Origin of the sequence: Roseateles sp. PN1, from assembly GCF_038419725.1 — a bacterium.
GTDB lineage: Bacteria > Pseudomonadota > Gammaproteobacteria > Burkholderiales > Burkholderiaceae_C > Paucibacter_A.
Window position 1 is genome coordinate 306,736 of sequence record NZ_JBCARA010000002.1, and the last position, 26,859, is coordinate 333,594.

Below are 26,859 nucleotides of genomic sequence, written 5' to 3' on the forward strand. Positions count from 1 at the left end.
CTCCCTACGGTCGCGTACAGGCGGCCAGCGTTCGCTCAAAGCAAGCGTTGTGCAGTCTCCAGCGGATAAGCGCTGCGTCGCTAGTATTGCCTCCGCTGCGCCGTCAGGGCCAGAACTCGCCAGCAGGTAAGCTTTCAAGAACATCAAGGAGGCCTCGTGGGTCGAAAGTCCAGAGAGAAGCGCGAGCGTCGACTTGCCAAGAGCGCAGAGAATCCTGATTTCCTACTTCGCCAGATGATCAGCTTGCACGACCATTTTGGCGAACGCACACAGATGAAGGACACCTTCCTCGCCCAAGTGAGAGAGACCCGCGCCCTCCTGTGCCAGTACGACGCCGCAGACATAGCGCGTGCGATCGGCGTGTCCGAGCTCTGGCCGGCGAATGCCGGTAGTCACGTCAAACATGCCTTCGCATGGTGCGTGTTCCTGGGCACCCCGCTCGAAGGACGCGGCAGCAGAAGAATCGAGAGCTATGCCGACTTCCAACAGTTTGCCGAAGCACTTTATGCAACCTGGCCCCACTTCCCTACCCTTGAAGACTTCTCTCCGGAGGCGGATTGGGGACAGACCAAGGTGAGCCTCGGCGGCCGGTTTGTACCGGTCTTTTATGGCAGTAGCATCGAGCGAGTGCCGGACTTCATGGAAGCCTTTCGAATCACCTACGCCGATGTGCCCGACGCCCTGGCCCAGATGGAATTGGTCGTCGCGCTGCAGGCACTGATTATTGAAGCCATTCCACACCTCGATCAGTCCCCGGTTGTCGATGCGGAACGTGGCCATGTCGAGCTTCCCCCGGAAGACTTCTGGCTCTCGTGCAGGGACGTGCTGCAGAATATCGGTCAACAGAGCGCCGCCTGGCGCCAGAGCGCGGGAACCTCTCTCGACGGGGTAGTCGGCGGCTACAAGGCGCCGCTGACGTGGGATTCGTTCGGCAACGCAGCATTCACTGGCGATGCCGCTCCCTTCTTGGGCGTCAACGTCGCTGGGACCTGGTACCCGATGGCCGTACGGAGCGCTCCAGGGGCGGTCGTCGACCACTGGGCAAAAAAGAACGCGTCGGGTGTCAGCCCTCAGGTGCACCGGAGGTTGGGCCAGTTTGTCTTCGAGCGCTTTGACGGCACGCTGCCAGGACCGGTGATGTTGATTCTCGGCGGCGAGATATGCAAAGAGCTGCCCATCAGCAGCGTGACCTCCGCGCCGACAGGTGTGTACCTTGTTTGCGCTTGCGATCATGAACTGATCGACAAGCAGTCGGCGGTTGCCGCCGCCGTTCTGGCCAAGGCCCGACAGGCAAAGAACATTCGCTTCAAGATCGTTGGAGGCCCAGAGGTCCTGCTCTCAAAAGACGGAGTCAACGGCCTGTCAGCCGATGAGCTGCACATCATCCTCGCTCCTACTTTAGCGGGCACCTCTGCAGGGCTGCTCAACCTTCCTGACGAACCCGTGCGACTCCTGCCGCTTGCGGATCTCATCACCATCTTCGACAGCCTGAAGAATCTGGAGGATCTGCAGCGCTATTGGGCTTTTTGCGATGGGCAGCGGTCGGCCCTAACTCCCTTCTCCCGCGGCCCTGCCGATCTGTTCGCTTCATTCAAGGACACCGACGAGGTTCTGGTTGACGGCGCCGTGGAGCCCTCGATGATCAGCCTCGACCCGAGTTGGGGTACATCATGGAGGTTCAAGGCGCTCGCTGAGTTCTGGTCAAGGGCTCCTCGCGTCTTTCCCGATCGCACATGTTGCTGGCAATTGCGTCCAGGGACCGAAGGCGTCATCGAGATGAGTTCGCGCGGCCGCAAGGTCATCGCCTACTCCACTCTCGTCGGCGATTGCACCGTTCAAGCCTTGCTGGAAATCAAGGACGACCTGGACTTGGAAGACGGGCGCATGGTCGACCTGTTCATCCAAATCCTCGCCGACAGCTCTTTCAGGTGCCGTGGGCTGCTGGCTGCCGCGCCACTGTTCCAACTGGACCATGTTCTGTTCGTCTGCAAACGCAGCGCGTCCAGCACCATCATTGGCGATGACGAAGCGGACTCTGGCACGGCTAAGAATGCAGGCCCGGTCATAACTGCTGCCGAAGGAAGCTTCAGCAGAGATGCAGTCATTCACCTTGATGTCGATGTTCGTGCGGTGCTCGCAGGCTTGACCGGCGCCACCGACGGGAGTTTCGAGGTGCAGTGCCTTGCGGAGGTGATTCGCAAGAGCCACGACGCCCTTGGCACGTCGCTGCCGGAGGGGCTGGAGGGATCGGTTCTTTCAACGTCGGGTGAGCTCGCCCGATACACGCTGCGGGTTGCTAATCGGCGCGTCGACGTTCCCGACCACCCATCGGGCGTCATTCCAAGGATGTCGGACTACAAGCTGGCCCGCAAACAGCTCGCTGAGGTGATCCGAGACCTTGGCCTGGCACCTGGCCGATACGCGCTGTCGGAGGCCAAAGAGAAGATTGACCTGGCCAGTGCCCAGTTCAGAATTCGCATTGAAGGGCGGCTCGCTCAGCTTGACCGGCTTCAGCTGATTCGAGCTTGCATCGAGCAGCATGATGCGCTTCTAACCACCGAGCGAGGGCGGATTGAAAGAGCCCGCCAGAGCCTGTCTCACGAGGTGGACTACGACCGAGTTGACGCTGTTGACGAGGCGCGCCAGCAGTACGGCACTTTAGCTCGTCACTATCGATACCTGCTGGAGAAGGCCGTCAGCAGCCAGGCATCTGGACCCGGCGAGGTCACTCCCGATGTGATGCGCGAACTGGTCGGCAAAGTTGACTGGCTCATGTCGCTTGCAGGAGCCAGCGACGTCCTCCACAACGGGGTCGATGTTGCAGGCGTCGCCATCAACGATTCGTTCATCCCGGAGGTCTTCTACTCCGACGGTTCCAACGACCGGGAGATTCGGTTCGCGCGTGAGTACGCCAAGACACGACTTGGTCTGGGCGAAAACCGCAAGGACGTGGTCGAAGGAGAGTCGGAGGCCCTGTTGGAGTCAGTCGATTTCAACAACGCTTTTGAGACCGACCTTGGGTTCAACCTGTCGGACCTGTTCACGTCCATATCCGTGCTGGCCCAAGCTCAGCACCACGGTTTTGCCAAGGAGCTGTCGCTTTCCTACGGCGCCAGCCCAGACAATCTGGCAGAGAAGCTTGCCTCCGAGATAACGGACCTTGGACAGGAGAAGGCAGAGCGCATCGTTGCCTTTCTGACCCTCTCAGAGACCGGGCTTCTGCGGCTCGCCGGCCGGGACGTCCAAGAGGAGGAGGTGCCCTACTGGGAGCATAGCAAGCGTGTTCACCGATACGCCATCCGGCCACTGGTGCAAGTCGGTGATGAGCTCCGCTGGGGCGCGGAGGCGGCGAGTCGCTGCATGTTCAATTGGATGTCGTCGGTGCGCGATGGCTACCTGCCCGCCGATTTCGGTTGGCCTAACATCGAACCCGCCATTCGGCAGGTGAAGGCCAGCATCGAGAAGCGGCTGGAGTTCCGCAGTGAAGAGATCTTCCGCCGGCATACCCAGTTTGTCGAGCGAGGCATCGACTTCTACCGAAAGTTTCGAGCCGAAGGATTCGAAGATGTTGGCGACTTCGACGTCCTCGCGTATTGGCCCGATCACAATCTCTTGGTCGCGGTCGAGTGCAAGTACAACCAGCCGGCCTACACAATGAAGGACGGTCGCCGGATTCGCGACAAGATCTTTGGGCGCAAGGAGGACGACAAGGGTCAGATCGGAAAGGTGCTCCGCAGAGGTGCCTTCTTGGGGCAACACCGAACCCGGATGCAGGAGCTCCTCGGATGGCCGAAGCCCGCCAAAGTTCCAGAGCGCTATGTCGAGCTCTACGTCAGCAGGGACATCTACTACTGGATGGTTCACCCACCTTACCTTGTGCCGACCCACTTTGTGAGAATTTCGACGTTGGATTCTTGGCTAAAGACCGAGCTCTTCACGGTCGCAGGCCTGCCTTGAGCCTGTCAAATCAGGCAACCCCACCGTGCCCCTGGCCGATCGATCGCTTACTGGCTCGGGCGGCTGCTCGCGCTGTCGGCCACAACGTGCCACCGATCAGCGTCTGCGTCGGGCACCGATTCAGTGCATCGTCCAGCACGCGCGATATGTGCCAATACATGTCCGAGATGCCAATAGCTGGACTGGCGGTGAACCGCGAGCAAGCATGGCTGGCCCTGGAAAGCTTGCCGAGCTACGGCATCAGGACCTTCATGCACGCCCTTGGCAATGCCTACCGATTGCTGAACTCGGTGCGCCGCGGAAGATTTGCCGCCAGCCTTGTACATGTGATGGACGCCGCCGCTGACGCGAACTCAAGCGTGACCTCAGCTGGAGCGCATTGATCGACCCGATAGCATCGACTAAAAGCATGCAAGGATGGATCGTGTCGGTGGAGCGCTTGCCCGCCTCATTCCATGCCGGTGACAAGCGTCATTCAAACGCCTGAAGGAATTCCTGCAGAAGATCGTCACGCTCATGCATTCGTGTGATCTTGCTAGACAAGAAGTCCATCTTCTCGCTCCAAGTCTTCAGGGTATAACTCTTTTGCGACTCTATCGACGAGTGATTCATCATGTCCTGCACGAGGTGGGGACTCAACTCCGCTTCATTCCTTGCGCGATTGCCATACGCATGTCTGTGCCCATGCTCCGTCAGACCGAGGTTCTTTAGGTCCGGCACCCCTTCCCTGGGTACCAAGTTAGCCCTGAAGACTGCCTTCTCATGCGCGTCACGGAAGGCGGCAGTAGTCAATGGACGACCGAGCGTCTTACCGGCGAAAACCATGAACGCATATGGGTGCTGTCGCGATGCTGCAGGAACCAATTCTTGGACGCGCCGCAGGTAGACCTGCCAGAGCCGCCAAAAGTACTTGCCCCAAATCGGCTCGCACCACAAAACTTGAATGAGGCCGACACCTGATTTCCACCCCGCGTACTCCGGATTACCCGAACCCAACTTGCTTCTCGGTCTGCGCCGGAACTCGGCTTCAAGACATTGCGCGCGTGTCTTGTACTTGCTTCCCCAGAGCCCTGGCGCGGTGCCGTTTGAAGGATGGGGGATCGCTACGTACGCCATCTCGGTCTTTGGGTCGTAGGCGATATCGGTCAACCAGATATGCAGGGGCTCGCTGACCCGCAGCCCGCCCTTGTTCATCAAAATTGTGACGAGGACGTCTCGCAGATTGGAGAGACTGCGAGTCCTAAAACCTAAAGCGAGAAGCTCCAGAAAATGAGCATCAGGGAAGCGTTTGGTGGACCCCTTCACCTTCCCCGGCTCTCTGACGCGCCCCGTGTAGCGGCCTTCAACAACGTGCTCGCCTGAGCCATGCCAGGTATGCCCCAGGAATGCGCGGCTGCGTCGGTGCTCAAAGGCTGCGCGAGCCATAAGATCTTGGTACCCGCTGGGCTGAACAACGGGGTTGAAGCGCTGAGCATCGTTCGCGCCTTTTCCATCTGCCCATGTAAAGAACTCGGTCAAATAGAAGACGACTCTATTGGCCTTGGAGATTCGCCCCGGTGGCCATCGCAACCCTGAGCTGTCCTCCAGTGATTCTTCATTGATCGTGCCGAGCACCATGGCTCTGCGAAAGCTAAGGAAGTGCTCTGCATGAGTTCTTCCATGCAGTTTCCTGGAGCCGAACCCGTCAGGGGCCGTTGCTTCCGTGAACTGAAAAAAGAGCTTGAAAGCATGACGGATCGGCTTCAGCGTTCCAGGTGCGAAGTCGTCATAGATGTATTCGAAATAGTGCAACAACGGCATGACAACGCCGTAGTCGCTCACCAAGCCAGGAACCAGAAGATCCTTGCCGCCGGGGCGCCCAGTGAGGCGGATATTGATGTCGACTAGAGTCATTTGAAACGCCATGCCCATGTCATGACATTGTGAACAATTTGCCTCTCAACGGCCAACTGGGCCGGACAGCAATCCAGAGACTCAAATCGACTCTGGTTGCCGAATCTTCACCAGTTGCACGTGACGAGCCGCATCCAACAGCAATCTCGCCCGCCTGATGGATTCGTTTGCATTCCGCAAGCCAGCTATGAAAACCAGCAACTATTGACTCCGGAAAACTCAGCTCTTCAAAGCAGCAGCGAGCTTGAAGAACGGGTTCCGAGGGGTCGTGAAGTAGGTTTTAGCGAGAACTATGAACCTGAAGTTGCTCTAGAAAAAAAACCAGTGCAGCTTGTCGCGCGAACCTTCCAGCGTCGTGGGGTGCAGGCTGCGCAACTGGGCGTAGCCGGGTTCCAGATCCATCAGGTCGTAAAAGCGGTCAACCAAGCCGCGCACGGCGGCCTCGCCGCCGATCCAGGCGAATGCGGTATTGGCCGCTTCAGTGCTGTCCTGGCTCATTTTTCAAGCAGCTTGGCGGCCAGCGCCTTGATGCACTGGGCCGCGTCGGAACCGGGGAAATGCTCCAACACCAGCTGGCGTTTGAGCACGGCCTGGCGCACTGCCACGTCCATCTTGACTTCGCCCATCAGCTCCAGCTTGAAGGTCTGGCCCGGCTTGGGGCCGACAAAGCGTTGCAAGACCTGCTGAAGCTGGCCGCAAATCAAGCGACCTTCGCCAACCCGGTTGGTCTGATTGACCACCAAACCCACCTCGCGGCGGTCTTGCTGGGTGGCAAGCACCTTGATGGTGGCGTAGGCATCGGTCAGCGAGGTTGGCTCCGGCGTGGCGACCACCAGCACTTGCGTGGCCATGGACACGGCGAACAGCACCACATCCGAGATGCCCGCGCCGGTGTCCAGCAAGATCCAATCAAAACGCGGGCGCACGGCCTCCACGATGTCCAGCAGCTTGTCGCGCACCTCGGGCGTCAGGCGCGAATACTCCACCATGCCAGATCCAGCCAGCAGCACATGGAAGCCGCCCGGCGCCGGCAAAATCGCCTGCTCCAGCGTGGCTTTCTCGGTGAAGACATCGTGCAGCGTCAGCTTGGGGTGCAGATTCAGCACCACATCTAGATTGGCCAGGCCCAGATCGGCGTCCAGCACCAGCACCCGCTCGCCACGTGCTGCCAGGGCGGCGGCCAGATTGGCCGTCACAAAGGTTTTGCCAACACCGCCCTTGCCGCTGGTCACGGCCACAGTGCGGGCGCCAGGGCCACGTGGCGCCGGTTTGCGGGTCACAGAAGTGGCGGGGCTCACCGGCACTGGGCTTGCAGCAGGATCCATGCTCGTACTCATTCGCTTTCCTGTTGCGTGACGGCAAACAACATGCCCTTTTCCTCGGCGCTGACCAGGGACTCGACTTGGGTCTCCAGGCAAGCGCGGTTACGACCTTCCGCCTTAGCGCGGTACAGCTGGCGGTCGGCTCTTTCCATCCATAGCAGCGATGACGAACGCACCCATTGCGGCGCAAACGCCCCGCCCAGGCTGATCGTCACCGCAAGATTTTGTCCAGGTGCAACTTCCACCTGCAATTCAGACACCCGCTCGCGCATGCGCTCGGCCACCATGGCACCGAAGCTGGCGGCACAGCTGGGCAGCACGATGGCGAACTCTTCGCCCCCCACCCGGGCCACGGTGTCCATGGGACGCACGCCCTGGTTGAGCGCCTGCGCCACGGCGCGCAGCACCATGTCACCGGCGGCGTGGCCGTAGGTGTCGTTGACCGCCTTGAAGTGATCAATGTCCACCATCAGCAACAGGGCAGACTCGCCGGAGCGGGCCACCCGGTCGACCTCGCGCGACAGCGCCATCTCGAAGCTGCGGCGGTTGACCAAGCCGGTCAAGGCATCTTTGCTCGACAGGTCGCAAAGCGCGTCAATGACGTCTTGCAGCCACGCTTGACTGTAGGGCTCGCTGTCGGGCAGCAAGGCACCGGCCTGCTGCAGCAGCTTCAAAGCCATGTCCAGCCGCAAATGGCGGGTGTCCAGCAATGTCGTGAGAGGGGTAGGTTCCAAAGGGGTTCCAAGCTTGTGCGTCAGCAGTCTAGCAGCGGCACAGGCGCGGCCCAGGCGTGAACAAGGGCCCATTGCCGGCCTTGTTTGCTCTATGCTTGGCTCGAATCAAATGCAAACTATGTGACGGAGCCGGATCCAGGCCAGAACTCAGGCAATTTGCCAGCAAAGCGCTGTGCGCCCTACGCGCGTCATCTGATCGTGATGTGTTTTTTGCGCCTTGATCCGAATTGATAGCCAGAGAGACTAACCGAGCTCAATCCATGTCCGCAGTACCCAATGCCGCTGGTGGCGATTCGATTGACCATGAATTCAGTTTCAGCAAAAGCGACTTTGACCGCGTCCGCGCCCTGATTTACAAACATGCGGGCATCAGCCTGCATGAGGGCAAGCACGCCATGGTCTACAGCCGCTTGTCACGCCGCTTGCGTGACACCGGTCACAAATCATTTGCGGACTATCTGCAGTGGTTGGAATCCACCACAGGCACCCAGGCCACCAGCGAGTGGCAGGAATTCGTCAATTGCCTGACCACCAATCTGACCTCCTTCTTCCGCGAGGAGCATCATTTCCACGCCCTCAAGGACGATCTCAAGCCCTTGGCCGGCAAGCCGGTGCGGATCTGGTGCTGCGCCGCCTCCACCGGCGAGGAGCCCTACTCCATCGCCATGACCTGCAGCGAGTCGCTGGGCAGCAACGCCAACGTCTCCATCACCGCCAGCGACATCGACACCAATGTGCTGAACACCTGCCGCCGCGGCGTCTACAACGCCGACGCGCGCGGTCTTGACCAAACCCGGCTACGCAACTTCTTCATGAAGGGCACGGGCGGCAACGCCGGGCGCATCCGCGTCAAGCCTGAGTTGCAGAAGTGGATCGACTTCCGCACCCTCAATCTGATGGACCGCCAGTGGAACTTGGGCGAACCCTTCCACATGGTGTTCTGCCGCAATGTGATGATTTATTTCGATGCGCCCACCCAGCGCAAGGTGCTGGAAGGCATTCACCGCGAGATGCGCCCCCACGGTCTGCTGTTTGTGGGCCATTCGGAGAATTTCACCGAGTCCAAAGACTTATTCCGCCTGCGAGGCAAAACCATCTACGAACGCGTCTGATCGCTGGCTTCAAGCAGCCACGTCAAGACGCCCGCCTAAAGACTTCAACCTCAAGGCCGATAGACATCCATGAGTAATCCCCCCGCCTCTTCCGGAGTTGGTGCCGCTGCAAGAGCAGGTGCGTACGCGAGCGCGATGTCGTCCAGTTCGGCGGGGGCGGCGCGCGTGGCGCAGCTCAAGTCGGTGCAGCGCAAAGCCGGCGAAGCCTCCTTCTTTTTCTACGACGCCCACTTCAAGAACGCCGCCGTCAAGATCCTGCCCGGCGAGTACTACGTCGACAACGAAGACCTGCTGGTCATGACCACGCTGGGTTCTTGCATCGCCGCCTGCCTGTGGGACCGCCACGCGCAAATCGGCGGCATGAACCACTTCATGCTGCCCGACGGCGCTGGTGACTCGGGCCGCTACGGCTCCTTCGCGATGGAGTTGTTGATCAACGAAATGATGAAGCGCGGTGCGGCCAAGAGCCGCATGGAAGCCAAGATTTTTGGTGGCGGCGCGGTGATCGCCGGCATGAACACCATCAACGTCGGTGAACGCAATACCAACTTCGTCATCGACTACCTCAAGACCGAGCGCATCCCCATCGTCTCCAAGGACGTGATGGACATCTACCCGCGCAAGGTCTGCTTCCTGCCTCACAGCGGTAAGGCCATGGTCAAGCGTCTGGCTCCGGCCAGCACCGAAGCCCTGGTCCAACAAGACCGCCTGGCCGCGCAAAAGGCGCAACCCGTGGTCGCCACAGGCGGCTCGGTCGACCTGTTCTGACCCAGCAGGAATCGGAAAGAAACGAAATGGCAAAAACAAAAGTAGTGGTGGTCGACGATTCCGCGCTGGTGCGCAGCATCCTCACCGAAATCATCAACCGGCAGCCCGATATGGAGTGCATTGGCGCGGCCGCCGACCCCTTGCTGGCGCGCGAGATGATCCGCACGCTCAACCCCGACGTGATCACGCTGGACATTGAAATGCCGCGCATGGACGGGCTGGACTTCCTCTCGCGCTTGATGCGCTTGCGGCCCATGCCGGTGGTGATGGTGTCCACGCTGACCGAGCGCGGCGCCGAAGTGACGCTGAAGGCGCTGGAACTCGGCGCGGTGGACTTCGTCGCCAAGCCCAAGATCGGCGTGGCCGATGGCATCCGCCTGCTGGCCGATGACATCACCGACAAAATCCGCATCGCCAGCAAAGCCCATATCCGCCGCGCCCCACCCGGCCCGGCCGCCGCCGCAGCGCCGGGCGCCCCGCCAGCCGCGCCCCACAAGCCAGTGAGCATGGCCAGCCTAGGCCGTTTGTCGACCGAGAAAATCATCTTCATCGGCGCCTCCACTGGCGGCACCGAGGCCACCAAAGACGTGCTGGTGAACCTGCCGGCCGACTGCCCGGCCGTGGTCATCACCCAGCACATGCCACCCGGCTTCACCAAGAGCTATGCGGCACGCCTGGACGGGCTGTGCCGCATCCGCGTCAAGGAAGCGCAAGACGGCGAACGTATCCTTCCCGGCCACGGCTATATCGCCCCGGGTGGCTTCCACCTCAGCGTGGAGCGCTCCGGCGCCAACTACATCGCCCGGGTGCAAGACGGCGAACCGGTGAACCGCCACAAGCCCTCGGTCGAGGTGCTGTTCCATTCCGCCGCGCGCGTGGTGGGCCCCAATGCCCTGGGCATCATGCTGACCGGCATGGGCGCGGACGGCGCCAAGGCCATGAAGGTGATGAAGGACGCGGGCTCCTACAACCTGGTCCAGGACGAAGCCACTTGTGTGGTGTTCGGCATGCCGCGTGAAGCCATCGCGGCCGGCGCCGCCGACGAGGTGCTGCCGCTGAACCAGATCGCCCCGCGCTTGATCGAGAAGCTGCGTAGCTCGGGCCTGACCCACCGGGTCTAAGCTCGGGAAAGCCGCCAAATCCGGCGGTATCCGGCGGAACCAGAGAATACGGAGAGCTGGGCGCTGCGCCCAGCGATCCCTCCTGGCCAGAACGTCACAAGATCACCACGGCGCCACGGCACTTCTTCACGCCTGCGCTGTTTTTCTCGCCCCGGCCGGCAGCTTCAACACCCTGTCACTTTGGCCGGTCAGCATGGCGGCATGACGATCACGCTTGCCCACTCCCACAGCTCCAGCACGCCCAGCCGCGGCACTGAGCGCCCCGCCCTCCTGCGGGTGCAGACCCTGATCAATGAAGACCTGCTGAGCACCTTGTTTCAGCCGGTGACCCAGATGGACTCGGGCCTGATCTACGGGTACGAGGCCCTGGTGCGCGGCCCCGCCGGCAGCGCGCTGGAATACCCCGACGCCTTGTTTGCCGCCGGCCGTCGTGAAGGCCTCAGCGTCGCCCTGGAAGTGCGCTGCGCCAGCCAGGCGCTGAAGGACTGGAGCGCGCAAAAGCTGCCCGGCAAGTTGCTGATCAATATGAGCGCCGCCGCACTGGCCAGCGCGGTCGGCCAAGACCAGGGCGAGCGCAGCCTGAAGTTCTGCGGCCAGCTGGGACTCAAACCCTCCGACATCGTGATTGAGCTGACCGAGCATGAGCGCGTCACCGACATCGGCAGCCTGCGCAATGCCATCAGTCATCTGCGCCGCCAGGGCGTGGGCATTGCGCTGGACGACTTCGGCGACGGCCGCTCTTCGCTGCGCTTGTGGTCCGAGATCCAGCCCGATCTGGTCAAGATCGACAAATACTTCACCCACGATCTGCCTGCCCACGCCGAGAAGCTGCAGACCTTCCGCGCCTTGCTGCAGCTGGCCGAAACCTTTGGCGCCCAGCTGGTGGCCGAGGGCATCGAGAACGCCGAGGAATTGCGCGTGCTGCGCGATCTGGGCGTGCGCTACGGTCAGGGTTGGTTCATCGGCCGCCCGGCCCGCCAGGCCGCGGCTGAGGCCCTGCCAGCGGCGCGTGCGGTGCTGGCCAGCAATGACATCGCGGTGCTGCCCGAGCTACGCCGCGCATCCAGCAACGGTGTGACGGCCGAACACCTGATGAAGGACGCCATCGCCGTCACCGAGGACACCACTCACGAGCAGTTGTTCCGCCTCTTCAACGAGCAAGAGCAGATGCAAGCCATCGCCGTGCTGGATGCGCAGGGCGTGCCGGTGGCCCTGGTGGACCGCTCGCAATTCCTCAATCGCTGGGCCAAGCCCTTCTTCCTGGATCTCTACGGCCGCCGCCCCTGCACTCTGTTCGCGAATCCGACGCCGCTGATCGTGGACGCCGACACCGGCATCGAGGCACTCACCACGGTGCTGACTTCAGCCGACCAGCGCTATTTGCGCGAGGGTTTCATCATCACCCGCGAGGGCCGCTACCTGGGCCTGGGCACGGGCGAGCAGTTGGTGCGCTCGGTCACCGAGGCCCGCATTGAAGCAGCACGCCATGCCAACCCGCTGACCTTTTTGCCCGGCAATATTCCGATCAGCCAACACATCGGCCGCTTGATCTCCAGCGGGCGCGAGTTCGTCGCGGCCTATGCCGACCTGAACCACTTCAAGCCCTTCAACGATGAATACGGCTACTGGCGCGGCGACGAAATGATCCGCCTGGTGGCCCGCGTGGCCAGCCAACATTGCGACAGCCAGCGCGACTTTCTCGGCCATGTCGGCGGCGATGACTTCGTCATCCTGTTCCAGAGCGACGACTGGGAACATCGCTGCGAGCAAATCGTCGAGCGCTTCAACGAATTGGCACGCAACCTCTTCGACGCGGCAGCGCTGGAGGCCGGCGGCATCATGGCCGAAGACCGCCACGGCGATCTGCGCTTCCACCCCTGCACCACCCTGAGCATTGGCGCGGTCCGCATCCGCCCCGGCTCATTGCAACGCGCCGAGGAAGTGGCCACCGCCGCGGCCACCGCCAAGCGCCATGCCAAGCATGAGCAGCTGAGTGTTTACGTGATGGCCGCCTGATCCGCTCGACCCGGCTGAAAGCCCCGGCGCGCGGCCGAGAACTGCGGCGCCGGGTTTCAGTCCGCCAGAAACAGCGACTGCAGATCGTTCAGGAAGTCAAAGCCCCGGGGCGTGGCGGCAATGCGCGCCGGGTCCGCTTCCAGCAAACCCTTTTGCCGGCCCTGCGCCATCGCCTTGGCGATGCTCGAGGGTGGCAGGCCGGTTCGCTCCAGAAAATGCGTCAGCGGCACGCCTTCACGCAGGCGCAGAGCGTTCAGCATGAACTCGAAAGGCAGTTCGGCACGGCTGACTTCGTTCTCATTCGACACCGCCGCGCCCTCGCCGGCCTTGGCCATATAGCTGGCAGGCTCGCGCCAACGCACCTGGCGCAAGACCCGGTGCGGGAATGAGAGCTTGGTATGCGCGCCGGCGCCAATGCCCAGATAGTCACCAAACTGCCAGTAGTTCTGGTTGTGGGCGCAGCGGTGGCCTTCTCGCGCGAAGGCCGAGACCTCGTAGCGCGACAGGCCTTGCTCGGCGGTGCGCGCCGTGATCAGGTCCAGCATCTCGCTGGCCAGATCGCCATCGGGCAAATTGGCCGGCGGCGCGATGGCGAAGCGGGTATTGGGCTCAATGGTCAGGTGATAGACCGACAGATGCGGCGGCTTGAAGCTCAGCGCGGTCTGCAGTTCTTGATCCAACTCGGCCAGGCTTTGCTGCGGCAAGGCATACATCAGGTCGAGGTTGAAGGTATCGAAGGCCTGGGCAGCTTCTTCGATGGCGGCGCGGGCCTGTGCGCCGCTGTGCACACGGCCCAAGGCCTGCAGCTTGCGGTCATCAAAGCTCTGCACACCGATGGACAAACGGGTCACGCCGGCACTGCGAAAGCCTTTGAAGCGCTCGCGCTCGAAAGTGCCAGGGTTGGCTTCGAGCGTGATCTCGCAGCCCGCCTCCAGCGGCAGGCGGGCGCGCAGGTCGGAGATCAACTCGGCAATCTGCTCCGGCGCGAACAAGCTGGGCGTGCCACCGCCGATGAAGATGCTGACCACCGGCCGGCCCCAGATCAGCGGCAGCGCCGCTTCCAGATCGGCCCGCAAGGCTGCCAGATAAGCACGCGCGGTGGCCAGCGGCAATTGCTTGGCGGAACCGGCAGACTCAGCCACTGCAGCCTCAACACGTTGGCTAGGCAGTTGCGGCTGGAGGGCCGCCGGCAACTCATGCGAGTTGAAGTCGCAGTAAGGGCATTTGCGCAGGCACCAAGGCAGGTGCACATACAGCGAGAGCGGCGGCAAGGCTGCCAGGCTCAGCGTGCCTGGGCGCATCAGATGCTGCAAATCAGCCAAGATGCCAGACCTCGCGCATTTGACGGGCCAGGTCGGCGGCTGCCAGGGCGCGGTGGCTGAGCGCGTTCTTTTCTGACGCACTCAGTTGCGCCACGCTGCGGCCAAGCCTTGGGATGAAGAGCAAGGGGTCATAGCCGAAGCCACCCTCGCCGCTCAAGGCGGGCAAGATCTGACCCTGCCAGCGGCCCATGGCGATCAAGGGCTCGGGGTCGGCCGCAGTTTGCACAGCCACCAGGGCGCAAACAAAGCGGGCGCCGCGCTGCTCAGCCAGCGGGAACCCGGCCATTTTCTCAAGCAAGACGCGGTTGTTGTCGGCATCGGTCGGCCGGGGCGTGACCTGCCCTTCAGCCGCAGCCGGCGCAAACAGGCCGGCATAGCGCGCCGACAGCACGCCCGGCGCGCCCTTCAGCGCTTCCACCGCCAGGCCGGAGTCATCGGCCAGCGCAGGCAAACCACTCAGGCGTGCGGCATGGCGGGCCTTGACCAGGGCGTTCTCGACAAAGCTGTCAAACGGCTCTTCGGCCTCCGGGATGCCCAGAGAGCCTTGAGTCACCAGCTCAACGCCCAGGGGCGCGAACAAGGCCTGCAACTCGGCCAGCTTTTTGGCATTGTTGGAGGCCAGAACCAAACGAGTCGGCATTGCGCTAGACATTGGCAAACTCACAAGCTCAGGGCCTGGCGCTGGGCGGCCAGCAACTCGCCAACACCCTTCTCGGCCAGGTCCAGCAAGGCATTCATTTCGGCGCGGGTGAAAGCCACGCCTTCGGCCGTGCCTTGCAACTCGACCATGCCGCCAGCGTCGGTCATGACCACATTCATATCGGTGTCGCAGCCGGCGTCTTCGGTGTATTCCAGATCCAGCAAGGGCGTGCCCTCAACGATGCCCACCGAGATCGCGGCCACCGCGTCCTTGATCGGGCTCTGGCTGATCTTGCCCTGCGCCAGCAGCCAGCTCACCGCATCATGCGCGGCCACATAAGCGCCAGTGATGGCGGCGGTGCGGGTGCCGCCGTCGGCCTGCAGCACATCGCAGTCCAGCGCGATAGTGCGCTCGCCCAGCAGCTTCAAATCAAACACACAGCGCAGTGAGCGGCCGATGAGGCGCTGAATCTCCTGCGTGCGACCCGACTGCTTGCCGCGCGCGGCTTCGCGGTCGCTACGGGTGTGGGTGGCGCGCGGCAGCATGCCGTATTCAGCCGTCACCCAGCCCTCGCCCGAGCCGCGTTTGTGCGGCGGCACTTTCTCTTCCACCGAGGCGGTGCACAAGACCTTGGTGCCACCGAACTCGATCAGTACCGAGCCTTCGGCGTGGCAGGTGTAGCGGCGCGTGATGGTGACCGGGCGCAGCGCATTGGCAGCGCGTGCGCCCGAGCGGGCAAATTCAACAGACATGGACAACTCTCTCTTCAGGGTTTCTTGCGGCGCAGGCCCGGCGCGGCAGGCAGCGCGGCCTGGGCTGGCTCGGCGCTGGCCTGGGCTTTTGCCGCGTTGTTGCGGCTGCCCGCCAGCTTGATGGCATCGTTGATTTCGCGCACCGAGCGTTCGATCTCGGCCTCATCCATCTCAAAACGCCGGTCATTGCCCAGGCTTTGGATGGTGGAGGAATAGCCTTGATCGTTGAGGTCCTGGGTGGAATCAACGCCGGCCTCGCCCGCGCCTTCCCACTCCACCGCCAGCACCGTGACATTGTCGCAGCGCGGTCCGCCGTTGCGCAGAGCCTGCTCCACCAGTTCCGGCACCGCGTCGGTGACCGGGAGGGTGGCCAGCTGGATGGTGATGGTTTCGTCCGACACGGTGCCCCACAAACCATCCGAGCACAGCATCAGGCGGTCGCCTGGTTCGAGCTGCATCGGGCCGGAGCAATCCACCATCGGCCGCCCTGGGCTGCCCAGGCAGGTGAACAAGACATTGCGGTTGAAATTCTCGCCCGCTTGCGGCGAGCGGCCCAAGGCCGCTTGCAGCTCCAAATAGGAATGGTCACGGGTGCGCGCCACCAGGCGCCCGGCGCGCAGCATATAAAGCCGCGAATCGCCGCAATGCGCCCAATGCGCCGTGCTGCCTTGCAGAATGCAGGCCACGATGGTGGTGCGCGGGGTATCGCTCAGCCCCTTGTCGGCGCTGTAGCGCAGAATTTGCTGATGCGCGATTTGCACCGCGTCTTGCAAGAACTTCTCGGGGTCGGCCAGCATGGGCTTAGCTTCGCGCTGAAACATCGCGGCCAGGGTTTGCAAGGCCAGCTGCGCCGCCACTTCGCCTTCCGGGTGGCCGCCCATGCCATCGGCCAGAGCGAACAGGCCGGCGTCACGGGTGTAGCAATACCCCATGCGGTCTTCGTTCTTCTCGCGCCCGCCGCGTCGGCTCACCTGATAGGTGCTGAACCTCACGCCTTGGCCCCGGTCTTCAAGTTCTCCAGTTGCAACTTGAGGCGCTCGCTGAAGCTGAGCTTGGTGTAACGCCGCTCGGTTTCACGCGCCAGCTCTTTTTGCAAGGCAAACACGCTTTGCGGCCGCGCCAACGGGTCCAGCGACATGCACCATTCGGTGACTTCGATCAGATTGTCGGAATAAACATTGCGCAAGCGCGACAAGCTCAGCGCCAGCCGGTCTTTCTCCAGCCGCTGAGGTGCGTCGTTAGGCGGATAGCCTTGCATGCAGGCGTAGATGCAAGCACCAATGGCGTAGATGTCGGTCCATGGCCCCAAGGCGCCATCGCGCCGATACATCTCGGGCGCGGCAAAGCCGGGCGTGTACATCGGGCGGATGAAATTGCCTTCCTTGCTCAGCACCTCGCGCGCAGCGCCGAAGTCCAGCAGCACGGCCTTGTTTTCGTTGGTGATGAAGATATTGGCCGGCTTGATGTCCAAGTGCAGCATCTTGTGCTGGTGCACGATGCGCAGGCCGCGCAAAATCTCGTCGAACAGGCTGCGGATGGTGGACTCGCGGAAGACCTTGTCGCGTTTCAAGTCACGCGCGGTGACGATGAAATCCTGCAGCGTGTCGCCCTGCAGATAGTTCATCACCATGTAAACGGTTTCGTTCTCGCGCAGGAAGTTCAGCACCGAAACCACGCTCGGGTGAGAAATCTGCGCCAGCGAGCGGCCTTCCTCGAAAAAGCTTTTCAGGCCCAGGCGGTAGAGCGGCTGCTTCTCTGGTTTCACGCGTGGCGTCAACTCACCCGGCGAGCGCTCCGCCAGGCTGGAAGGCAGGTATTCTTTCAGGGCCACCAAGTGACGCTCGGGGTCTTCTGCCAAGTAGACGACGCCGAATCCACCGGCAGCCAATCGCTTGATGATCTGGTAGCCCCCCACCACAGTTCCTGCGGGCAGTGGGGCCGGTTTCGGCTTTGACATAATCGACTTTTATTTCCACACCGGACGCTAGATGCCAGTCTACAGCATGACCGGATATGCCAGCGCCAGCTCGCAGTCCAAACCCACGGGTTCGCCCAGTGACAATCAAGCCCCGCAGACCACGGCCAACGCCTCGGTCAGCGTGGAGATTCGCTCGGTCAACGGGCGCTTCCTCGACCTGGGCTTTCGCATGCCCGAGGATTTGCGCGGCCTGGAGCCCGCCCTGCGCGAGCTGCTGACCGCCAAGCTCAAGCGCGGCAAAGTCGAGCTGCGCATCAACACCCAGCGCGAGGGCGACAGCAATTGGCCGCAGCCGCAGCCGGATCAGCTCAACAAGCTGTCACGCCTGCAAGACACGGTGCAAAGCTGGCTGCCCAAGGCGCAAGCGCTGTCGGTGCACGAAGCCTTGCAGTGGTGCAAGGGTGGCGGCAATGCCAGCGAGAAGCTGGACGAGCCGGCCATGGAGGCCGCCCGCGCCTGCATTCAAGGCCTGCTGGAAGCCCGCGAGCGCGAAGGCGAAAAGCTGGTGGCCATTTTGTTGGAGCGCATCCAACACCTGCGCCAACTCGCCGATGCGGCCGAGCCCATGCTGCCCGCCATCGTGCAACGCCAGCAGCAGCGCTTTCTGGAGCGCTGGCAAGAAGCCCTGGTGACAACCGGCGCCGGCCAGACCATCCCCGAGGAAAACCTGCGCGAGCGCGCCCTCAACGAAGCGGCCGCCTATGCCATCCGCATCGATGTGGCGGAAGAGCTGGCCCGCCTGCGCGCCCACCTCGAGGAAATCGCCCGCCTGCTGAAAAAGGGCGGTGAGATCGGCAAGCGCCTGGACTTCCTGATCCAGGAACTGCACCGCGAAGCCAACACCCTGGGCTCCAAGGCCGCGGCGCTGGAGCTGACCAATATCTCGGTGGAAATGAAGGTGGCGGTGGAGCAACTGCGGGAGCAGGTGCAAAACATCGAGTAAACCTTGATCGTGACGCTGACCGGCTGAGTTTGCGCCGGCCAGCGGCCAGCGGCTAGAACAGCATGGCGCCGCAACCCCAAGCCAGCCTGAGACAAGTCAGGCTGACTTAGGGTTGCGGCGCCATTTTTTTCAGAGCGGACTGGCCAGACTGAGCCGCAAGAGCGACGCAGCGCCCCGCATGTTCAGCGCGGCCAAGCCGACTATCGAGCCCGCGTGAAATGCCGGACCAAGCCGGCATTCATTTCAGGGCACGAAGTCCAGCTCAAAGGCCTGGGGCGCTTGGTCCTTGGCCGCCTGCAACTGCACCCGAACCCGGATGGGCTTGGCCAGATCGGGCGGCACCAGCCCGGCAAACTGACGCTTGTCGGCGTCGTAATGCAACCAGGCCGGCAAGTTAGCGCCATCGCTCACTTGCAGCTTTTCAAGGCCGGCGGGTGTCTGCCCCAGCAAGGCAGCCACATCGCTGACAAAGCGCTGCCCGGCCTGCAACTTCACCGACCAAGCGCTTTGCAGGCGGCTGCCGTCTTGCGCCAGAGGCTTGGGCGCCAGCTCTTGAGCAGCGTCCGTTTGCGACCATGCCGGGCCACTGAGCGATGCCGACAGCGGACGCGAAGCGCCGATGTGGGTGGCCAGATTGCCCGAGTTCTCGGCCTGCGTCGTACCGCCCACCAAGCGCGCGAACTGCTCCGGAGGCAGCAGCTTGGCCGTGGTCAGGTAGCCCGAGCCTTGGCCCAGCACCTCTTGCGGCGGCAGGCTGGCCAGCGTCACGCCGGTTTGCATGAAGGCAAATGGCAGGCCACCCAGGCGACTCAGGTCCAGCGCTGGGTTGTCGTCATAAATCAGCCAACGACCCGCATCAGCCTGAACCGCTTGCGCGCCTGCGCGGTTACGGAAGGCTTGGGTTGCAGCCAAAACAACCGCCTGTTGCGAGGCTGCTGTGCTACGCACAGCCGCATCCAGACCCAGATCACCCGCCGCACGGATGTAGACCTCACCACCGGCTTGCACGCCCTTGGTATTGCCCACCTCGGCCACGTTCAGGCTCTGCGCATTCTCCAGCGCGAAAGCGCCTTCGGTACGTGCGGCCACGCCGGTCAGGCGGTTGGCCTGACGCAGTTCCACTGCCTCGGCACCCGTGGCCTGGACGCGTAGCTTGTCAGCGTTCAAGACACCGCCGGTCTGGCGGATGCCGCCGCCCTGCACTTCCAGGTTCAGGGCACCCTTGCCCGCCAGCAACTGATCGGTCAAGGTCAGGCCGCCTGTGGCCTTGATCAACTGATCCTTGTTGCCCGCCGCGGTGTTGACCGCGCCGACCGTCAAGGCCTGCGCGTTCGCGAAAGACAGCGCGCCGTCGGCGAGCACCGCGCTGAGCGTGCCCACGCGGTTGGCTTGCTGCATATCGGCATTGCCCGTGCCCTGCACCGCCACATTGAGCTTGCCCGCCTTCACAAGACCCGCGGTCTGGGTGATGCCGCCCGCAGCACTTTCCAGATTCACCGCGCCGCTGCCGGCGTTGATGGCATCGCTCAGGGTCAAGCGACCGGCGCTGACGATGCGCTGATCCTTGTTGGCCGCCGAGGTATCGATGGCCGCCAGTGTCAGCTCAGCCGCATTGCGGAAGTTGAGGCTGCCACCCGCCACGTTAGCGGCCAGCGTGCCAACGCGGTTGGCCTGCTGCAGGTCCGCATCACCGCTGCCTTGCGCACGCAGGGTCAACTGGCCCGCCTGGACGCTGCCTGCCGTTTGGGCGATGCCACCGTTGGCGCTTTCCAGGCTGATGGTGCCGCTACCGGCTTGCACCTGCTCGGTCAGCGTCAGCTTGCCGCCGGAGCGGATGCGCTGCGCCTTATTGCCTGCGGCCGTGTCCACCGCCGCCAGGGTCAGGGCCCCGGCATTGACGAAGTCCAGCTCGCCCGCATTGACCTTGGCGCTGAGCGTGCCCACCGCATTCGCCTGTTGCAGATCGACGTTACCCACACCATCCGCCGTCAACTTGAGCTGCGCGGCAGAGATGCTGCCGCCGGTCTGGCGCATGCCGCCGGTGCTGGCGCGCAGATCCACCGCAGCGCTGCCGGCCTTGACCGACTGAGCCAGGGTCAGGGCGCCGCCGCTCTGGATGCGCTGTTCTTTGTTGGCAGCACTGGTGTCCAGGCCAGCCAACAGCGCGCCCGCATTCAGACCGACCGTGCGAGTCACCTCGCCAACGGTCAGAGCCTGCGCATTGTTCAGCGCCAGGCTGCCACCGTTCACCTTGGCGGCCACCGTGCCAATCGCATTGGCCTGCAGCAATTGCACATCGCCGCTACCTTCGCTCAGCACGCGCAGCTTGTCGGCACTGATGACACCCGCACTCTGCTGAATTCCGCCGTTAGCAACCTCCAGGCTGAGGGTGCCAGAACCCGCCTTCAGGGCTTGGGCCAGCTCCAGCTTGCCCCCGGTTTTGAGCAGCTGCTCGCCATTCGCGGCCGAGGTATCCACACCTGCCAGCGCCACACCGGCACCCTGTCCGAGCGTGCGGGTCAGGCTGCTGACCTTGAGCGCCTTGGCGTTATTGAAGGCCAAGGTACCGCCCTGCACCTGGGCGGCCAGCAGGTTGACGCTATTGGTCTTTTGTAAGTCCACCGCGCCGCTACCACCGGCCAGTACGCGCAAGCGGTCGGCCGCAATCACGCCGCCCGTTTGCTGAATGCCGCCAGTGGCCGCTTCCAGGCTGATCATGGCGCTACCGGCTGCCAAACCTTGTTCCAGGCTGAGCTTACCGCCCGTCTTGATCAACTGCTCTTGATTGCCAGCGGCCGTGCTGACGCCGGCAATCGTGCTGTCACTGTTTGGTGTCCCCAGGCTGCGCGTGACGCTGCCCACCACCAAGGCACCGCTGTTGTTGAAGGCCAGCGTGCCGTTCTGCACCCGCGCTGCCAACACGTTGACCGCGTTGCTGGCCTGAAGATCCACCGCGCCGCTGCCTTCGGCCAGCACGCGCAGCTTGTCGGCGCGAACAAGGCCGCCAACTTGGGCGATGCCGCCGCCCGCGCTTTCCAGATTGACCACACCACGGCCAGCATCCAGGTTCTGGCTCAGGGACAGGGCGCCGCCGGTCTTGATCAATTGGTCTTTGCCGGTGCCTGCGCTGTTGACGCCGACGGTGCTGCCGGCCAAACCACCCAGGGCCACCGTGACGCTGCCGACTTCCAGCGCGTCGGCGTCGCGGTAAGCGACGCTGCCATCGGCGGCCGAGGCCGCGAACACGCGCACCTGGTTACCGGCTTGCAGCAGATCAATCGCACCGGTGCCAGTGGCCAGCACACGCAGGCGGTCGGCGCTCAGGCTGCCCGCCGTTTGCTGCACGCCAGCCGCGGCTTCCAGGCTCAGCACCGCGGTGCCGACGTTGATGGACTGGTCCAGACCAATGCGGCCTTGCGTCGTGCGCAAAGTGACGTCCTGGTTATTGCTGCGCACACCTTGCAGCGGCCCGCCCAGATGGGTGGTGGCCGCAGTCGTGCCCACGCTGCTGACTTGCAGCGCCGCACTGTTCAGCACATTCACGCTGCCGGCGGCGCTGCTGGCTGCCAGCTTGCCAATCGTGTTGAGCGCGGTGGCGCCGCTACCCAGATCGAGGTTGATGGCGCCCGTGGCTTTGGCGGCCAAGCCACTGGCCTTGACGGCCTGGGTCTGGCTGATCGTGCCGTTCTTGGCTTGCAGCCAGGCATTGCCGCCGACGGTCAGTCCGTCAACCTGACGGCCGCCGATGTCGCTAACGCTGTCGACAATCAGGCCGTCCTTGGCCACGAAGGTGAAGTCCTTGGTTGCACCGGCCATGGCCACGGCCAAGACACCGACCGCGTTGTCATTGCCCAGGTCGGAATGATCTTGGGCAGAGACCTGCAAGCGCCCAGCGGTGATGATGGGGACGCTGGTCTCAGGCCCGTTGGCCACGTGCAACTGGTTGACGCCGCCGGTGCTCGCGTTCAGGCTCACGCTGGCGCTGCCCGCATTGATGCTATTGGCCATCACCAAGTTGCCATTGGCCACGTCGACGCGCACGCCGCGGTTGCCGCTGGCGGTGTCAATGCCGGCCAGGGTGGCGCCAGCGGCCGTGGTGCCCACCGCGCCAATCGTCAGCGCCTGGCCGTTGAGCAGCTTGAACTCACCATTGCTGGTGCGTGCCGCGACGCTGCCCACCCGGTTGAGGGCCGCGCCGCCGCGCTGCAAGTCCAGGCTGATGTCGCCTTGGGTCTGCAGGCCGAGCTTGCTGGCTTGCACCGCCTCGGTCTGGTTGATGCCACCGGTCTGGCTTTCAATCCAGGCCGTGCCGCTGACATTCACGCCGGTCACTGCGGCCACATTGAGGGCAGGCGTTGCCGCCACGCCTTCCAGCGTGAGTGAGCCTTGGTTCTTGAAGCTCAGATCCTGGTTGCTGCCATTGACCAAGGCGGCCAGGCCGCGCACCGCATTGGCGTTCATCAGGCTGCCGCCGTTGAGGGACTGCAAAGCCAGCTGATCCGCGCTGACGATGGCGCTGCCGGTTTCATTGATGGCGCCCGCCTGTGCCCGCAGGCTGACCCGGCCCTGGCCCACTTGAATGGACTGATCCAGGCTCAGATTGCCCGCGCTGGTGCTCAGCGTGACTGCCTTATCGTTGAGCGTACTCAGGCCCACGGCCGGTCCGTCGCTGACGCCGTAGCTCGTTGAGCCGACGCTGCCCACGCTCAGCGCCTGGGCGTTGTTGAAGGCAACCTGGCCGTCCAAGCCATTGCCGGCCAGGGTGGTGACCAAATTGGGGCCGCTCAGCACAAAGTCGCCCTTGCCGATGAGTTGCAGCTTGTCCACGCTCAGCAGGCCTGCGCCCACCGCGCCTTGGTCCACGCGCAGCGACACGGTGCGCTTGTCGGCATTGGCCACGCCGCTGGCGCCCTGCACCGTCAGTGCGGCATTGACTTGCACCTTGCCGCCGCTGCCCTGCATGGCCAGATTCAGGTTGTCGCGCACGGTGGTGGCTGCGTCCACCGTCAGCGTACCCTTGCCGGCCACCGGGGTCTCGGCCGCGCCGCCCACGGTGACATGGCTGAAGCCGCCTTGGAAAATGGCATTGCTGCCACTGAACCAGCTGCTGGACAGGCCCAGGGCGCTGCCCCAGCCATTGCTGTCCGCGCTGCCGAGCAGGATGTCGCGGCTATCCGTCCAGGTGCGCAGGCGCAGCTCACCGCTGCTGGCCGCCTTCAGGCGAGCGGTACTGCTATTGGTGAAGAAGACGCTGTCGGCCACCACATCGATATTGCCAGTGGCGCTGCCACCGTCCAGGCGGCCCAGCCACATGGCATTGCCTGCGGCGAACACGCCGTAGCTGCCCAGCTTGCCGCCGGCCACGCCGCCGATCAGGATGTTGCCGCTGTCGGACAGCACGCGGGTGTTGAGCGTGTCCAGGCGCACGCCATGGTTCTGGTCCGACACATAGTCGTTGCCGCCACCGCCCTTGCCGATCACGCGGATATTGCCGGCCGCGGTTTTCACCAACGCGCCTTGCGAGATGATCACGCCGTCATAGCGCGAGCCGGAAGTGACATTGCTGCCAACGCCGCTGGCATCCCCTTCGATGCTGATGGCGCCATTGCCGCTGGCCAGCAGCGACACCTGCGAGGAGCTGCCTTCGCCGATCAAAACGGCATCTTTATTGCCGGCACTGGAGGCTTGATTCACCGCGCCCTGAATGCTCAGGGAGCCGCTGCCACTGTCCAGGGTGCTGAGGCCAAAAATATGCACACCGGCGCCGCCGGCCAAGCTGTCCGGCGCACGGCCGTTCAGGCTGATATTGCCGCCCTTGGAGGCGATTTGGCTGTTGAAGATCTGGATACCGTCGGTATTGCCATCCGGGTCATTCGCCGTGCCCACCGCCGCGCCATTGGCCGCTGTGCCGCTGCCGCCCAGCTGCAAGGCGCCACCATTGGTCTTGAGGGTGGCGTTGTTGAGGTGAATCGCGCCACCACCGGCCGCGTCGGCCTGGTAAGACTTCAGGTTCAGGGTCAGGGTACTGGCGCCGGCATTGGTTTCGCCGTCAATGCTGCGGTTCTTGATCTTGATGGAGCGATCGGCCGTGATGGTCAGTGTTCGCGCCGTGGCGTCCTTGACGCCGATGTCAAAGGTTTCCTGCTTGTAGTCGGCATAACCCGTCACGCCATTGACCGTGCCGCCGGTGATGCGGATGTCGGTATTCACCGCGCCCAGCACCAGCTTCGGTGTGCCCAGGGTGGACGAGGCCGTCAGCACGTCGCCGGAAGTGGCGCGCAGATTGACTTCGGCCGCATTCAGCGCCACTTCGGTGGGGCCGGCCAGCACCAGCTTGCCCAGTGGTGCTGCCACCGTGCCCACGCTATCGCCCAGGGTGATGGCGCCCGGCACGGTGCCGGTGGTGTCCAGGGTCAGGCCTTGCGGCACCAAGCTGCCAATGCTGGCGACCACACCGGACTTGATCTTGCCCTTGAACTCAATCAGGCCGCCGCTGCCCACATAGGTCGAGCCGCTTTGCGCGCCCTGGCTGCTGATATTGACCGCCAGGGTCGACGAGGCCAGCGTCACATCCTTGTGGAAGACCACATCCCCCGAGGCGCCTGAGTTCACGCCCAGCAGCTTGGTGGAAATCGGCGCGGCACTGGCCAGCGTCGTGTCCTTGTAGAAGTTGACGCTACCGCCGTTGGTGGCCAGCTGGCCGCCAATAGTGACGTTGCCGCCACCCGTGGTGCTGCAGCTGCCGGTCGCGGTACCGCAGAAGTCGATATTGAGCTTGCCGACCAGGGATGAAATGGCCTTGCCGCTGGCCAGGGTGATCTCGCCATCGGCCTTGAACTGCAGCGTGGCGTCGCCACCGGCGGTCTTGGACAGGTCGTCGTTGATGTTGATGGTGTTGTCGGCCTGCACCTGCACATTGCCACCCGCATTGAGCTGGCCTTCATAGACCGCCTTGTTGCTGGCGTCGATGGTCAGCGATGCCGGATCCAGCAGCCAAGTGCCGCCGGCGCCGGTGTGCACCCGGCCGCCCACATCGAGCTGGCCACGGCTGGAGGTTTCGATGAAACCGCCCTTGGCGCCGCCCGCACCCTTGGCGCTGATCTGTCCGGCCAAGCTGCTGCGCTCGGCGGACCAGACCACCACTTGGCCGCCCTGCCCGCTGCTCAGCGCATCGGCCGCCACCACACTGCTGGCACTCAAGCCAACCCGGCCGGCTTCGCGCACGCTGGCATCTTTGCCCTGCACGCCGCCGCCGAGCAGCACCGTGCCGCCGCCCTGCTGGCCGGAGGCATCCACACGCCCATCCACCGCCACTTGCGCAGCCGTGGCGACGATCTTGCCGCCGCTCAAGCCAGCGCCGCCTTGGGCCAGGGTCTGGCCTTGCAACTCGACGCGACCGCGACCGCCGTCCAGCCAAATCTCGCCGTTGCGCTGCTGCAAGCTGTCGGCGCGCACCGTGCCGCTTTGATTGATCGCCGCGGCCAGTCCGGGTGCGGCCGCCTGCGCGCTCATCAGCACGCGCCCGCCGTCGGCCATGATGGCACCGCTGTTGTCAATGCGGGCGCGAGTCGACGCATCCAGTTGCACCGACACCAAGCCCTGAGCATCCAGCTGCAACTTAGCACCACTGCCGGCCAGCAGACCCACCTGGCCTTGCGCCGCCTCGATGCGGCCGCTGTTCTCAATTTCAGGGGCGACCAGCACCACATAACGGCCCTGGATCTGGCCTTCATTGCGGATCAGGCCGGCCTGTGCGGCATCGATGGCGCTGCCTCCGAATTGGTAATTGCCGCTCAGGAAGTCTTTGTCCGCCATCGGCAGCGAGGACACCATCAAGCCGCCGACATCGACCCGCGCCGTGTTGCCAAAGACAACGCCTTGCGGGTTGATCAGGAAGACCTGCCCATTGCTGCTGAGCTTGCCCATGATTTGCGAGGCATCGCCCGCCAGCACGCGGTTCAGCGCCACCGAGGCATTGCCCGGCTGCTGGAACACCACGGCGGCCTGGCTGCCCACATTGAAGCTCTGCCAGTTAGTGATCAGCTTGGGGCTGTTTTGCTGCACCAGCATTTGCTGGCCGGTTTGCGTGATCAGCGCCTGGCCGGCGACCACCTGGCCACCCACAGGCAAGGCGTTAGGTGCCGGCGGCGCAGCCTGGGCCGACAGCAGCCACAGCGGCTGAAAAGCCAGGGACACGGCCACCGACAAGCTACTCAGCGGGTGGGGGAAATAGGCCAGCGCCTTGCGGCAGGCCATTTGCGTGGGGTGAGAATTCTTGCTCATTGTTCTTGTCTCGCGCGA

Annotated in this window: 16 protein-coding genes and 1 pseudogene; 7 read left to right on the plus strand and 10 right to left on the minus strand. The window is 63.5% G+C overall.

Features of this window, described 5'->3' with window-relative positions; genetic code table 11:
* Window positions 1–156: 156 nt before the first annotated feature.
* Together AABB87_RS04150 and AABB87_RS04155 are read left to right on the plus strand one after the other, a co-directional pair.
* Window positions 157–3,957: a hypothetical protein gene (locus AABB87_RS04150; protein ID WP_341970010.1), complete on the plus strand. Its 3,801-nt coding sequence runs from the start codon at window positions 157–159 to the stop codon at window positions 3,955–3,957.
* A gap of 158 nt (window positions 3,958–4,115) precedes the next feature.
* Window positions 4,116–4,340, plus strand: a complete 225-nt coding sequence (locus AABB87_RS04155; protein ID WP_341970011.1) for a hypothetical protein — start codon at window positions 4,116–4,118, stop codon at window positions 4,338–4,340.
* Window positions 4,341–4,428: 88 nt separating this feature from the next.
* Here the strand turns inward: AABB87_RS04155 and AABB87_RS04160 are convergent, their stop codons facing one another.
* The 4 genes and pseudogenes from AABB87_RS04160 to AABB87_RS04175 form a co-directional block, all read right to left on the minus strand.
* On the minus strand, window positions 4,429–5,850 hold the full coding sequence (locus tag AABB87_RS04160; protein ID WP_341970013.1) for a tyrosine-type recombinase/integrase: 1,422 nt from the start codon (window positions 5,848–5,850) through the stop codon (window positions 4,429–4,431).
* Window positions 5,851–6,168: 318 nt separating this feature from the next.
* Window positions 6,169–6,348 (minus strand): annotated as a pseudogene (locus AABB87_RS04165) (globin domain-containing protein); the annotation flags it as partial.
* A complete protein-coding gene (locus tag AABB87_RS04170) occupies window positions 6,345–7,187 on the minus strand; it encodes a MinD/ParA family protein (RefSeq protein ID WP_341970015.1) in 843 nt (280 codons plus the stop codon). The pseudogene AABB87_RS04165 and the gene AABB87_RS04170, both read right to left, overlap by 4 nt.
* On the minus strand, window positions 7,184–7,852 hold the full coding sequence (locus AABB87_RS04175) for a GGDEF domain-containing protein (protein WP_058722241.1): 669 nt from the start codon (window positions 7,850–7,852) through the stop codon (window positions 7,184–7,186). The genes AABB87_RS04170 and AABB87_RS04175 overlap by 4 nt, the downstream gene beginning before the upstream one ends.
* A gap of 314 nt (window positions 7,853–8,166) precedes the next feature.
* Here AABB87_RS04175 and AABB87_RS04180 point away from each other — a divergent pair, with 314 nt between their 5' ends.
* The 4 genes from AABB87_RS04180 to AABB87_RS04195 all read left to right on the plus strand — a co-directional run bounded on the left by AABB87_RS04180 (window position 8,167) and on the right by AABB87_RS04195 (window position 12,923).
* Window positions 8,167–9,018, plus strand: coding sequence for a CheR family methyltransferase (locus AABB87_RS04180; protein ID WP_058720073.1), 852 nt, complete (start codon window positions 8,167–8,169; stop codon window positions 9,016–9,018).
* 135 nt (window positions 9,019–9,153) lie between these two features.
* Window positions 9,154–9,786, plus strand: coding sequence for a chemoreceptor glutamine deamidase CheD (gene cheD / locus AABB87_RS04185; RefSeq protein ID WP_058720074.1), 633 nt, complete (start codon window positions 9,154–9,156; stop codon window positions 9,784–9,786).
* A gap of 26 nt (window positions 9,787–9,812) precedes the next feature.
* The gene (locus AABB87_RS04190; protein ID WP_058720075.1) at window positions 9,813–10,907 is read left to right on the plus strand and encodes a protein-glutamate methylesterase/protein-glutamine glutaminase; all 1,095 of its coding nucleotides are present in this window, start codon (window positions 9,813–9,815) and stop codon (window positions 10,905–10,907) included.
* 201 nt (window positions 10,908–11,108) lie between these two features.
* Complete coding sequence (locus AABB87_RS04195; protein WP_341970016.1) at window positions 11,109–12,923, plus strand: EAL domain-containing protein; 1,815 nt, start codon at window positions 11,109–11,111, stop codon at window positions 12,921–12,923.
* A 56-nt stretch (window positions 12,924–12,979) separates the two neighbouring features.
* Here AABB87_RS04195 and hemW read toward each other — a convergent pair whose 3' ends face one another.
* The 5 genes from hemW to AABB87_RS04220 are packed head-to-tail and all read right to left on the minus strand — an operon-like array spanning window position 12,980 to window position 17,594.
* Window positions 12,980–14,224 carry a radical SAM family heme chaperone HemW gene (gene hemW / locus AABB87_RS04200; protein ID WP_341970274.1) on the minus strand — a complete coding sequence of 415 codons (1,245 nt, stop codon included), beginning with the start codon at window positions 14,222–14,224 and terminating at the stop codon, window positions 12,980–12,982.
* Between the two features lie 13 nt (window positions 14,225–14,237).
* The gene (gene rdgB / locus AABB87_RS04205) at window positions 14,238–14,897 is read right to left on the minus strand and encodes an RdgB/HAM1 family non-canonical purine NTP pyrophosphatase (protein WP_341970018.1); all 660 of its coding nucleotides are present in this window, start codon (window positions 14,895–14,897) and stop codon (window positions 14,238–14,240) included.
* Window positions 14,898–14,905: 8 nt separating this feature from the next.
* The gene (rph, locus tag AABB87_RS04210) at window positions 14,906–15,637 is read right to left on the minus strand and encodes a ribonuclease PH (RefSeq protein ID WP_341970020.1); all 732 of its coding nucleotides are present in this window, start codon (window positions 15,635–15,637) and stop codon (window positions 14,906–14,908) included.
* Window positions 15,638–15,651: 14 nt separating this feature from the next.
* A complete protein-coding gene (locus AABB87_RS04215; protein ID WP_341970021.1) occupies window positions 15,652–16,629 on the minus strand; it encodes a PP2C family protein-serine/threonine phosphatase in 978 nt (325 codons plus the stop codon).
* Entirely contained in the window at window positions 16,626–17,594 is a 969-nt protein-coding gene (locus AABB87_RS04220) for a serine/threonine protein kinase (RefSeq protein ID WP_058720080.1), read from the minus strand. The genes AABB87_RS04215 and AABB87_RS04220 overlap by 4 nt, the downstream gene beginning before the upstream one ends.
* A 46-nt stretch (window positions 17,595–17,640) precedes the next feature.
* Between AABB87_RS04220 and AABB87_RS04225 the strand changes: the two genes are divergently transcribed.
* Complete coding sequence (locus AABB87_RS04225) at window positions 17,641–18,558, plus strand: YicC/YloC family endoribonuclease (protein ID WP_341970024.1); 918 nt, start codon at window positions 17,641–17,643, stop codon at window positions 18,556–18,558.
* A gap of 243 nt (window positions 18,559–18,801) precedes the next feature.
* Here AABB87_RS04225 and AABB87_RS04230 read toward each other — a convergent pair whose 3' ends face one another.
* A complete protein-coding gene (locus AABB87_RS04230; protein WP_341970026.1) occupies window positions 18,802–26,841 on the minus strand; it encodes a two-partner secretion domain-containing protein in 8,040 nt (2,679 codons plus the stop codon).
* Window positions 26,842–26,859 lie beyond the last annotated feature (18 nt).

Coding starts and splice junctions, on each gene's coding strand:
- AABB87_RS04155 (WP_341970011.1), top strand. CDS start 4,116: ATGTCCGAGATGCCAATAGCTGGACTGGCGGTGAACCGCGAGCAAGCA.
- AABB87_RS04160 (WP_341970013.1), bottom strand. CDS start 5,850: ATGACTCTAGTCGACATCAATATCCGCCTCACTGGGCGCCCCGGCGGC.
- AABB87_RS04170 (WP_341970015.1), bottom strand. CDS start 7,187: ATGAGTACGAGCATGGATCCTGCTGCAAGCCCAGTGCCGGTGAGCCCC.
- AABB87_RS04175 (WP_058722241.1), bottom strand. CDS start 7,852: ATGGCTTTGAAGCTGCTGCAGCAGGCCGGTGCCTTGCTGCCCGACAGC.
- AABB87_RS04180 (WP_058720073.1), top strand. CDS start 8,167: ATGTCCGCAGTACCCAATGCCGCTGGTGGCGATTCGATTGACCATGAA.
- cheD (WP_058720074.1), top strand. CDS start 9,154: ATGTCGTCCAGTTCGGCGGGGGCGGCGCGCGTGGCGCAGCTCAAGTCG.
- AABB87_RS04190 (WP_058720075.1), top strand. CDS start 9,813: ATGGCAAAAACAAAAGTAGTGGTGGTCGACGATTCCGCGCTGGTGCGC.
- AABB87_RS04195 (WP_341970016.1), top strand. CDS start 11,109: ATGACGATCACGCTTGCCCACTCCCACAGCTCCAGCACGCCCAGCCGC.
- hemW (WP_341970274.1), bottom strand. CDS start 14,224: ATGCGCCCAGGCACGCTGAGCCTGGCAGCCTTGCCGCCGCTCTCGCTG.
- rdgB (WP_341970018.1), bottom strand. CDS start 14,897: ATGTCTAGCGCAATGCCGACTCGTTTGGTTCTGGCCTCCAACAATGCC.
- rph (WP_341970020.1), bottom strand. CDS start 15,637: ATGTCTGTTGAATTTGCCCGCTCGGGCGCACGCGCTGCCAATGCGCTG.
- AABB87_RS04220 (WP_058720080.1), bottom strand. CDS start 17,594: ATGTCAAAGCCGAAACCGGCCCCACTGCCCGCAGGAACTGTGGTGGGG.
- AABB87_RS04225 (WP_341970024.1), top strand. CDS start 17,641: ATGACCGGATATGCCAGCGCCAGCTCGCAGTCCAAACCCACGGGTTCG.
- AABB87_RS04230 (WP_341970026.1), bottom strand. CDS start 26,841: ATGAGCAAGAATTCTCACCCCACGCAAATGGCCTGCCGCAAGGCGCTG.